The 9,257-nt window shown below is 47.5% G+C and carries 8 protein-coding genes and 1 riboswitch; of the genes, 4 read left to right on the plus strand and 4 right to left on the minus strand.

The window, feature by feature from the left end:
• Both ABUA47_RS00965 and ABUA47_RS00970 read right to left on the minus strand, forming a co-directional pair.
• Positions 1 to 1,125, minus strand: a 1,125-nt coding sequence (locus tag ABUA47_RS00965; protein WP_349831375.1) for an Rne/Rng family ribonuclease, incomplete at its 3' end; no start/stop codon positions are given.
• Between the two features lie 235 nt (positions 1,126 to 1,360).
• Positions 1,361 to 1,636 (minus strand): HU family DNA-binding protein, encoded by a 276-nt coding sequence (locus ABUA47_RS00970; RefSeq protein WP_005826750.1) that lies wholly within the window; start codon positions 1,634 to 1,636, stop codon positions 1,361 to 1,363.
• 157 nt (positions 1,637 to 1,793) lie between these two features.
• On the opposite strand from ABUA47_RS00970, the gene mutY reads away from it, so the two are divergent.
• The 4 genes from mutY to ABUA47_RS00990 all read left to right on the plus strand — a co-directional run bounded on the left by mutY (position 1,794) and on the right by ABUA47_RS00990 (position 5,394).
• Complete coding sequence (gene mutY, locus ABUA47_RS00975) at positions 1,794 to 2,834, plus strand: A/G-specific adenine glycosylase (RefSeq protein ID WP_008663717.1); 1,041 nt, start codon at positions 1,794 to 1,796, stop codon at positions 2,832 to 2,834.
• A gap of 72 nt (positions 2,835 to 2,906) precedes the next feature.
• Complete coding sequence (locus ABUA47_RS00980; protein ID WP_005826745.1) at positions 2,907 to 3,362, plus strand: single-stranded DNA-binding protein; 456 nt, start codon at positions 2,907 to 2,909, stop codon at positions 3,360 to 3,362.
• Positions 3,363 to 3,385: 23 nt separating this feature from the next.
• Entirely contained in the window at positions 3,386 to 4,735 is a 1,350-nt protein-coding gene (gene gldE / locus ABUA47_RS00985) for a gliding motility-associated protein GldE (RefSeq protein WP_349831376.1), read from the plus strand.
• 29 nt (positions 4,736 to 4,764) lie between these two features.
• A complete protein-coding gene (locus ABUA47_RS00990) occupies positions 4,765 to 5,394 on the plus strand; it encodes a 4'-phosphopantetheinyl transferase family protein (protein ID WP_035449394.1) in 630 nt (209 codons plus the stop codon).
• Positions 5,395 to 5,399: 5 nt separating this feature from the next.
• Here ABUA47_RS00990 and ABUA47_RS00995 read toward each other — a convergent pair whose 3' ends face one another.
• The gene (locus tag ABUA47_RS00995) at positions 5,400 to 6,773 is read right to left on the minus strand and encodes a tryptophanase (protein WP_005826739.1); all 1,374 of its coding nucleotides are present in this window, start codon (positions 6,771 to 6,773) and stop codon (positions 5,400 to 5,402) included.
• A gap of 272 nt (positions 6,774 to 7,045) precedes the next feature.
• A riboswitch (cobalamin riboswitch) is annotated at positions 7,046 to 7,247 on the minus strand.
• Between the two features lie 327 nt (positions 7,248 to 7,574).
• A partial coding sequence (locus tag ABUA47_RS01000) for an ATP-binding protein (protein WP_349831377.1) occupies positions 7,575 to 9,257 on the minus strand: 1,683 nt, incomplete at its 5' end.

The raw sequence follows: 9,257 nt of genomic DNA on the forward strand, positions 1-9,257 counted from the left end.
GGCTTCATTCATGTCGATGAAGTCCACTACGATGAGACCACCCATATCCCTTAGTCTGAGCTGGCGTGCCAGTTCGTCGGCTGCGCCCAGATTCACTTCCAGTGCGTTGGCCTCCTGCCCGTTGGCATTCTTGGTGCGGTTACCGCTGTTCACGTCTACTACGTGAAGCGCCTCAGTATGCTCAATAATCAGGTAGGCACCACTTTTGTATGAAATGGTCTTGCCGAATGATGACTTGATTTGTTTGGTGATACCAAAATTGTCGTAAATGGGGAGTTGACCTTTGTACAGCTTCACGATTCCTGCCCGTTCAGGGGCGATGAGGGTTACGTAATCCTTGATTTCGTGGTACACAGCCTCGTTGTTCACGTGGATGTTTTCGAAGGAAGGATTGAACAAGTCGCGCAACAGTCCTACGGCACGGCTGGTTTCTTCGTAAATCAGTGTCGGAAATTTGGTGGCCTTCTGTACTTTTGTAATGGCATCTTCCCAATGTTTCAGTAATACCTTAAGCTCTCCGTCGAGCTCGGCAACACGTTTTCCTTCGGCCACGGTGCGGACGATGACGCCGAAGTTTTTCGGCTTGATACTCATCAGCAGTTGCTTGAGGCGTGCGCGCTCTTCGCTCGATTTAATTTTTTGTGATACGGAAACCTTGTCATTGAAGGGAATCAGCACGAGGTATCTTCCGGCAAAGGAAAGTTCGGAAGTCAGTCGCGGCCCTTTGGTAGAGATCGGTTCCTTGACAATTTGCACCACTACTTCTTGTCCCACCTTGAGTGTGTTGGAAACCGTTCCGTCCTTTTCAAGGTCGGGAAGTATGGTTGCTTTGGTAATGGGATTCAGCTTCTTCTTGTCGCTTAAAGTTTGCTTTACGTACTTCTCTAACGAGTTAAATTGAGGACCCAGGTCCAGATAATGAAGAAAAGCGTCTTTCTCGTAACCCACGTCCACGAAGCAGGCATTCAGGCCGGGCATCAATTTTTTGACGCGTCCCAAATACATGTTGCCCACCGAGAAGGAGATGTTTCTTCCTTCGCTCTGGAGTTCCACCAGCTGCTTGTCTTCAAGCAGTGCAATGGATACCTCTTTGGGCTGTACGTCTACAACGAGTTCGCTTGTCACAATAATTGGCTTTTAAATGATTCTATTTACTACTTAAACAAAGAACAAACCCGCGAGACATTTTGCTTCACAAGTTTGTTCTTTATTTTGTCCTTCAGACTAAAAATTACTTTTTGCTTTTATGTCTGTTCTTTCTTAGTCTTTTTTTACGCTTGTGCGTAGACATTTTATGTCTTTTTTTCTTCTTTCCGCTTGGCATAGCTTCAAAATTTTTATGGGTTAATACTATTGTTTATTATTTCTTCACTGAGAGGGTGAACGTTTTTGCAGGCTTAAATGCCGGAATGTTATGTTCCGGAATGATTATTGTAGTGTTCTTGGAGATGTTGCGTGCAGTTTTCTGAGCTCTTTTCTTCACTACAAAACTACCAAACCCGCGGAGGTAAACATTTTCATCTTTGGATAAAGATGCCTTTACTGCGTCCATGAATGCTTCAACGGTTGTAAGTACGGTTGTCTTATCAATTCCGGTGTTCTTTGTAATTTCGTTTACAATATCAGCTTTAGTCATTTTTCTTTAAAAAAAATATTATTACTATAGTTTTCCTAATTTTTTGGACTGCAAATATATAGCTTTTCCGTGGCTCTAAAAAATATATTTCGGACAATTTTCTAAAAAAGTCTTGGCATTAAGCTTTGTTAGGCTGAAAATGAAGTATTTTTGCAGCATGAATATTTTTAGCGGAACATTGTTGGACTGGTATGCGGAGAACAAACGCGACCTTCCGTGGCGAAATACCACGGACCCTTATCTGATATGGATTTCTGAAATCATCTTACAACAGACAAGAGTGGCGCAGGGGTATGAGTATTTTCTGCGTTTCATAAAACGCTTCCCGGATGTGGTGTCGCTGGCTGCTGCGTCCGAGGACGAAGTGATGAAATATTGGCAGGGCCTGGGGTACTATTCGCGTGCCCGCAACCTGCATGCCGCAGCCAAAAGCATGAAGGGGACATTTCCGAAAACCTATGCAGAGGTACGTGCTTTGAAGGGAGTGGGGGATTATACGGCAGCGGCCATCTGCTCCTTTGCCTATGACATGCCTTATGCGGCGGTCGACGGGAATGTGTATCGGGTGCTTTCCCGCTATTTCGGCATTGATGTTCCCATTGATTCTACTGAAGGGAAAAAGACTTTTACCGCTTTGGCGGGTGAGGTGCTCGATAAATCCAGGCCGGCAGATTATAACCAGGCAATTATGGACTTCGGAGCCGTGCAGTGTACGCCGCAGTCGCCCAACTGTCTGTTTTGTCCTTTGTCCGGCAGCTGCCGGGCATTGTCTGAAGGAAAAGTGCAGCAACTGCCCGTGAAGCAGCACAGAACCAAGACCACCAACCGCTATTTTAATTATATATATGTACGCATGGGCGCGCATACCTTGATACATAAGAGGACGGAGGACGATATCTGGAAAAATCTCTTTGAATTGCCTCTGGTTGAAACGGAAAAAGATTTATCCGAAGAGGAATTTCTGGCATGTCCGCAGTTTCATGCGCTGTTTGCAGAGGGAGAGGTGCGGATGGTCCGTACACTGCTTCGGGGGGTGAAACATGTATTGTCCCACAGAGTGATTTACACCAACTTCTACGAGGTTACTCTGCCCGATAATTCGAGCTCCTTCTCAAGTTACCAACGGGTTGCAGTCGAAGATTTGGGTCGTTATGCGGTGCCCCGCCTTATACATGCTTTCTTGGAGAAATATGTATAAAAGTTGTTTGTATTCTTGCATGGTGTGAATATTCTCGTTAATTTTGGCAGCAAATTAATAAAATAGAAGCTTATGTCAGTAAATAAAGTGATATTGATAGGAAATGTGGGACAAGACCCTAAAATAACCTATTATGAAGGTGGAAACTGTGTTGCCCAGCTTTCTTTGGCCACTACGGAGAAAGGATACACTTTGCAGAATGGTACGCAGATTCCGGACCGTACCGAATGGCATAACCTGATATTCCGTGGCCGTTTAGGCGAAATCGTTGAGAAATATGTGCATAAAGGCGATAAGCTTTACGTGGAAGGTAAGATACGTACCCGTTCTTACGATGACCAGGGAGGCATCAAGCGTTATGTGACTGAGATATTTGTCGACAATATGGAGATGCTGACTCCGAGAACGGCAACTCCCGGTGCTGGCCCTTATGCGCCGCAGGCGGGAGCCGCCCCCCAGCCACAACAACCAGTACAACCGCAGGCTGCCCCTGCACAAGATAACCCGACGGACGACTTGCCGTTCTAATTGTTTAACTAAAACCAAAATCTTTGGACCCAGACGCTTATTTATGCCAGTTGGCAGATGTTTTTAACGGTATATCCGTACAGACTCCTTCTATTTCGGCCGTTGTAGCCATTGTGTTGGCAGGTTTGCTTTTGCTTGTTTCCGGTTTTGCATCAGCTTCCGAAATAGCCTTTTTCTCTCTTTCTCCGTCAGACCTGAATGCAATAGCGGAGAGAAAGCATCCTTCGGATGAGAAAATCAGTAATCTGCTGGACAACAGCGAACGTTTGTTGGCAACGATTCTGATTACGAACAACTTCGTGAATGTAACCATAATCATGCTCTGCAACTTCTTCTTTATGAATGTGTTCCAATTTCATTCTCCCATTGCAGAGTTCCTCATTCTGACAGTAGTCCTTACATTTTTGCTGTTGCTTTTCGGTGAAATCATGCCTAAGATATATTCGGCTCAGAAGACGCTGGCTTTCTGCCGTTTTGCCGCTCCCGGCATCACGTTTTGCCGTTCCGTATTCTATCTGATGGCATCTATGCTGGTACGTTCCACCTCTTTCTTGAACAAGCATATGGTCCGCAAGAACCATAACATATCGGTCGATGAACTCTCGCATGCGTTGGAGCTGACCGACAAGGCAGAGCTTTCGGAGGAGAATAATATTCTGGAAGGTATCATCCGCTTTGGCGGGGAAACGGCCAAGGAGGTCATGACCTCTCGCCTTGATGTGGTGGACCTGGATATCCGTACCCCTTTCAAAGATGTGGTGAAGTGCATCGTAGAGAATGTCTACTCCCGTATTCCCATCTATGCGGATAGCCGTGACAATATCAAGGGGGTGCTTTATATCAAGGATTTGCTTCCCCATCTGAACAAAGGGGATAATTTCCGTTGGCAGTCGCTTATCCGGCCCGCCTATTTTGTGCCCGAAACCAAGATGATTGATGATTTGCTGCGCGATTTCCAGGCAAACAAGATTCATATAGCCATTGTGGTCGATGAGTTCGGTGGTACGTCGGGCATTGTCACCATGGAGGACATTATTGAGGAGATTGTGGGCGAAATTCATGACGAATACGATGATGAAGAACGTACATATGCCGTACTGAATGACCACACTTGGGTATTTGAAGCCAAGACCCAGCTGACTGAGTGCTATAAAATAACGAAGATAGACGAGGAAACGTTCGATGAGGTGGCAGGGGATGCCGATACGCTTGCCGGACTTCTGCTGGAACTGAAGGGGGAATTTCCTGCTCTCCATGAAAAGGTGACCTACGGCCGTTATGAGTTTGAGGTGTTGGAGATGGACAACCGCCGTATCCTGAAAGTGAAGTTCACAGTAAATGCCCCGGCAGAACCCAACTCTTCTTCCCTTTAATTTTTAATTATTAATTTTTAAATTGTTCCGTGCCCCTCTTCTTGCAACATACCGCTCTTCCCAGTCGATGGGGAATTTGGAAAACGGAGGAATCTCCGGAGGAATTGCTGGCCATGCTTCCTCATCAGGAAGTATACCGGGAAGGTATGCGGCGCTTCACCGCGGCACACCGCCGTTTGGAGTGGCTGGCTGTCCGCGTATTGCTTTATACTCTGTCGGGAGAAGAGAAAGAGATTGCCTATCATCCCAGTGGGAAACCTTATCTGGCAGATGATTCTGCCTCTATCAGTATTTCGCATACGAAAGGTTATGTGGCTGTTGTCTTGGGATTGCCGGGTCGGGAAGTGGGTGTTGACATCGAGCAGTATGGTGAGCGGGTAAGGAAGGTGGCACATAAATTCATGCGCGAAGATGAACAGCCATCCGTGTTTCGCGGAACCGACACTTGGTCACTGTTGCTGCACTGGTCGGCTAAGGAGACCATGTTCAAATGCCTGAATGCTTCCGAGGTTGATTTTCGCGGGCACATGCGCATTCTGCCTTTTGCTGTAAATGAAAGCGGCGTATTCTCCGCCGAAGAATATCGTACGGTGGAGAAACGCCGGTTCACTATTCATTATTATTTGTTTCCGGATTTTGTCTTGACATTGAGTCTGTAAATCTCTTACAGCCTTTCCAGTTGTACCGTGAAGTGTCTCATCAACGGAGCTTCCCAGGTGATGCGCACTCCGCGGGTAATACTTTCCCGTTTGTCATATACATTTTTCAAAGCGGCTGCCACCACATCCATGTGGTTGTTGGTATACACGCGGCGGGGGATGGCAAGCCGAAGCAAGTCCAGGCCGTTGAAGCGGTTTTCGCGGGTCACCGGGTCGCGGTCTGCCAGCAGATACCCGATTTCGCAGCCGCGTATGCCTGCTTCCAGATAGAGCTCAGCGGTCAGTGTTTGTGCCGGGAATTCTTCTTTGGGCACATGTGTCAGCACTTTGGGGGCATCCACAAATATGGCATGGCCGCCTGCGGGACGTTGGTAGGGTATCCCGTACTCATCCAGTTTCATGGCTAGATAGCCCACCTGGTGAATGCGGGTTTCCAGATTGTCAAATTCAGTATTTTCATCCAGGCCGATGGCAAGGGCGTTCATGTCACGACCGTTCATGCCTCCGTAAGTAAGGTAGCCTTCGAACTGCACGCAGAAGCCTTTGGCGCCTTCATACCAGTCTTTCCGGCGGGTGGCTATGAATCCGCCCATGTTGACAATACCGTCTTTTTTGGCACTCATCGTCATACCGTCGGCAAGGTCAAACATCTCGCGGGTAATTTCCTTTATGCTCTTGTTGCGGTAACCTTCTTCTCTCATTTTGATGAAGTAGGCATTTTCCGCAAAGCGTGCCGAGTCAAAGAGAACGGGCTTGCCGTACTTGTCGGCAATGGCGCGGACTTCGCGCAGGTTCTGCATGGAAACCGGCTGGCCGCCTGCAGTGTTGTTGGTTATGGTGACGATGACGAACGGTATCCGTTCGCTATGTTCCTGTAATGCTTTTTCCAGTTTTTTAGGGTCTACATTGCCTTTGAAGGGAATTTCCAGCTGTGTCTGTTTGGCTTCGTCTATGGTGCAGTCCAGAGCCAATGCCCGGCGTCCCTCGATATGTCCTTTGGTGGTGTCGAAATGGGAGTTTCCCGGCACAATGTCGCCCTCGTGCACCAAGTAGGAGAAGAGTACATTTTCGGCAGCGCGTCCCTGGTGGGTGGGGATAATGTATTCAAATCCGGTGAGGCGGGTGATGACTTCTTTCAGTTTGAAGAATGAGGTGGCTCCGGCATAGCTTTCGTCACCCAGCATCATGCCTGCCCATTGGCGGTCGCTCATGGCGCCGGTGCCTGAGTCGGTGATGAGGTCGATATAAACTTGTTCCGATTTGAGTTGGAATACGTTGTAGTGGGCTTCTTTCAGCCATTGTTCGCGTTCCTGGCGGGTACTTTTACGGATAGGTTCCACCATTTTGATTTTCCATGCTTCGGCAAATGGTAATTCCATAGACTCTGTATCTTTAATAATTTGACAATAGGTTAACGGATAAACCGATTATTGCAGTTTAATGTGCCGAATTTAGGCAAAATCTATGTAATAACCAATTTAAATATGACTTTTTGTAATGTAAATGTCCGGACGAAATCACTTCGGCCGGACATCATCAAATAAACTTGGCAGAGTTTATTACCTTCTTTACTTTCTCTGAATTAGTTTTGATGAATGAAATGATGGACGGTTTGTCCGGCTCATTAGACTCAACGCTTTTTCCTCGAAAGCAATGATAAAGTATGCATGGCAGGTCTTCTGACTTGTTTCTGTTGCAGGCGCCTTCCCGGAAGAATATTCCAGTGGCATAGAGTAATTGTCTGCAACGTTGCACGAAACTTACAGCAGCGGGACTGTCCAGGATTTACACCTGATTCCCTTTTAATCGCTTTCCCAGAAGAGGGGGAGCGAACCAATGCATGACAAAGATACGGATTCTTTTTGAGAAAACAATTCTATGGGTGATAAATTTTCTTCCCTGCTCTCTTTCTTTTTGCCGACAAATTGGCAAGGTTTTGCCACCCTCTTGGCAAGACTTTGTCACCGCGTTGGCAAAACTTTGCCATAGGCATGGCAAAAGTTTGCCAAAAGCATGGCAATAGGTTGGCAAAATTACTCTCTGATTGATAGTGACTTAAGGCGATTTAAGCAATCCGTCATGTCGGTAAGGTGAAAAGATACCAATACAAGCCACACTTGCCACAAGAACCTTCTCCGGAGGTATGCAAAGCATTTTGTTTGGTGTGGTAAAACGGGCTGTTATCTCTCTTTTGCCAGTGTGAATACAAACTCCAGTCCTCCGCCTTGGTTGTTTTTGGCAGAGATGGTGCCTCCGTGAATAAGGACTGCATTCTTCACTATGGCGAGCCCCAAGCCGGTGCCGCCCAACTTGCGCGAGCGTCCTTTGTCTACACGGTAGAAGCGTTCGAACAAACGGTTCAGATGTTCGGGAGAAACGCCGATGCCGGTATCGGCAAAACTGAAATAGTAGTAATTCTCGTCTTCGCGGAAACAACTGATGTTGATGTGTATGTTGGTGCCGGCATAAGCGATGGCGTTGTCCATGAGATTGCGGAAGATGGAGTAGAGTAGAGAGTAGTTGCCCCGCAACTGTATCTTCGGTTTTAGGGAATTGACAACGGTGATTTGCTTCTGTTCCAGTTCCAGGGACACTTCGTTGACGATGTTTGAAACCAGCATGCTGATGTCCACCTTTTCCATATCAATCATGTTGGCGGCTTCGTCCATGCGGGTCAGTACGGATATGTCGCGCAGCAGGCGGCTCAGGCGGTTGCTTTGCGCGTAGCAGCGTTCCAGGAAGACCTGCATCTTTTCGGGTGCAATGTTTTCGTTGTTCACGATGGTTTCCAGATAACCTTGTATGCTGCTTACGGGGGTTTTCAGCTCGTGGGCGATGTTCTGGGTCAACTGCCGTTTCAGCCGTACTTGCTCTTCTTCCTGGGTGATGTCGTTGATGGAAATTTCAAAGCTGAGGTCTTGGAAGATGATGCACTCCACGATGAAGGTGCGTCCGTTCTTGTTGATGTGTACGGACATCCTTCGTTCTTCGTTGTAGGAGGGGCGCTTCTGCGCCTTGTTGATGAAATCCGTTATCTTCTGGAATTCGCAGATGGAGAATATCTCTTCGGTAGCCTGCAGGTTGGAGTCTGAAATCAGATTGCCGTATTGGGTGAACAGATTGTTTACCAATATCTCCTTTTTGTCTCTGTTGAATACGCCCAGTCCTTCGCGGGAGGTTTGCAAATGGGTGATAAGCTTTTCGCGCTCAATGTAAAGCGCCTCTTTGGTTTCGCGCAGGCGCTTGTATATCTGTATGATATGCTGCGAAATCTCTCCAAGCTCATTGTGCGGAAAGGCGGCTTGTATGTCCATGTCTATAGGTTCGTTCTTGTCGGCTCTTTTGGCAAACTCGCGCAGGTGGTTGATGGCGCTGCCCAGTTTGGAGGTGAATTTGTAGAAGACGGATATCAGCAGCAGTGATACAATGACCGTGAACCAGATGTAGTGTGGGTCGGCAGCCAGATTGTTCATCAGGTTGACGTTGTAGGGGAGGGCTGAGCGGATGATACAGCCTTCGTAGGCGGTGGCAGAATAGAAATAGGTCTTGCCGGTGGTTTCGGAGATGCGCCGTAGGTCGTAGCCCTTGCCGTCTTTCAGCGCTTTCTGAACTTCGGGGCGTTTGATGTGGTTGTCCAGTTCATGGCTGTCGTTCTGGGAGCTGTCGAACAATACGTTGCCATGAAGGTCTACCACAGTGACGCGCAATTCCTTGTTCACATGCTTGGAGATGTAGCTGTCCAGCATGGAAGTCCATAGGCTGTCGGGGAGGTAGCGAAGCTCCTGGTGCAGTCTGTCGTTATAATCTTGCAGCTGCATGTCCAGCAGCTCCACTTTGTATTCCTTTTCCCGCTGATACTGGTA

Source organism: Bacteroides sp. RTP31139st1_H2_RTP31139_211217 (assembly GCF_040227615.1).
In the GTDB taxonomy this organism is placed as follows: Bacteria; Bacteroidota; Bacteroidia; order Bacteroidales; family Bacteroidaceae; genus Bacteroides; species Bacteroides uniformis.

Excerpts from the sequence above, each read along its gene's own strand:
- ABUA47_RS00970 (WP_005826750.1), bottom strand. The coding sequence starts at position 1,636 with ATGACTAAAGCTGATATTGTAAACGAAATTACAAAGAACACCGGAATT.
- mutY (WP_008663717.1), top strand. The coding sequence starts at position 1,794 with ATGAATATTTTTAGCGGAACATTGTTGGACTGGTATGCGGAGAACAAA.
- ABUA47_RS00980 (WP_005826745.1), top strand. The coding sequence starts at position 2,907 with ATGTCAGTAAATAAAGTGATATTGATAGGAAATGTGGGACAAGACCCT.
- ABUA47_RS00995 (WP_005826739.1), bottom strand. The coding sequence starts at position 6,773 with ATGGAATTACCATTTGCCGAAGCATGGAAAATCAAAATGGTGGAACCT.